Here is a 1,218-nt window from a genome sequence, read left to right on the forward strand (position 1 = left end):
CCCCCTGGTTATTCCGATGAATTCTAAGGGGTGCATTTTTATGGCGATTAAAGGACAAAAGTATCAATACTATCCAGAATCGGTGAAGCGTGAAGCGATTCGATTGCATGTGGAGGAAAAGTGGTCGTACCGAGAGATCACGGAACACTTGGGAATTCATGATAAGGATCGAATAAAAAAATGGATGAGGAAGTACCGTGAGGAAGGCGAGCGTCTTTTTGAGGATCGCAGAGGTAATCCATTTCGGGAGACAACCGAAGAATATCGGTATGTGAAGCGGTTGGAGATGGAGATTACTGTGCTAAAAAAGTGGTTAGCCATCTTGAATCAGGAGGTGTGCAAGAGAAGCGGCAGGTCGTCGAGGCTTTAAAGGGGCCGTATACGGTCAAGCAGTTGTGTGATTATCTACAGCTTTCACGGAGCGGCTATTATCAATATTTGAAGAGGCAAAGCGAAGACCGCGACAAGGGACTGAAAGCGCGCATCCAAGCGATTTATGTGAAGCGAGAGAAAAAATACGGTTATCGACGTATCCAGGGAGAGCTTGAGCGTGAAGGCTGGAAGGTCAATCACAAGAAAGTGCTGCGTTTGATGCAAGCGATGGGAATCCGATCGATTATACGCCGTAAACGCAAATCGAAGCCACAGGGAGATGGCTCAGTTCCTCGGGTAGCTGAAAATCTACTGCAGCGTGATTTTACAGCGGCATCACCTGACCAAAAGTGGGTGACCGACATCACGCAATATGCAGTCGGAGATACGTGGTTGTACCTATCGGCTATAAAGGATTTGTGCACGAAGGAAATCGTAGCGTACCACATGAGTACCCGCAACGATACGACGCTTGTTTTAGAAACCTTTAAACAAGCATTTGTACATAAAGAAGACGTGACTGGTTTGATCGTTCACAGCGATCAGGGATGCCAGTACACGTCTCGTGCGTACCACGACATGCTGCCACAGGTTGGCGCCCAAATCAGCATGTCTCGCCGCGGCAATTGTTTTGACAATGCCGCTATGGAGAGCTTCTTCTCGCATCTCAAAGCGGAAGCGCTCTATCCCTATGATATACGAACCATGGTCGAAGCACAAAGAAGAATTGAGGCGTTCATTCGTTTTTATAACGAAGAACGGATTCAATTAAAACTAAACAAACTGACGCCGGTTGAGTACCGACGCCAGCTCATAGCCTAGGGCTTTTTTCATTGTCTACAAATT

General features: G+C 47.0%; 2 protein-coding genes. Both read left to right on the plus strand.

The genetic code is table 11. The annotated features are described in order from the left end of the window. Nucleotides 1-370 (plus strand): transposase (locus AC0YOB_RS38265; RefSeq protein WP_475797215.1); only part of this gene is annotated, 370 nt, incomplete at its 5' end. After that, complete coding sequence (locus tag AC0YOB_RS38270) at nucleotides 337-1,194, plus strand: IS3 family transposase (RefSeq protein WP_475797216.1); 858 nt, start codon at nucleotides 337-339, stop codon at nucleotides 1,192-1,194. The genes AC0YOB_RS38265 and AC0YOB_RS38270, both read left to right, overlap by 34 nt. Nucleotides 1,195-1,218 lie beyond the last annotated feature (24 nt).

It is taken from the genome of Paenibacillus sp. JT31N17 (genome assembly GCF_056269255.1).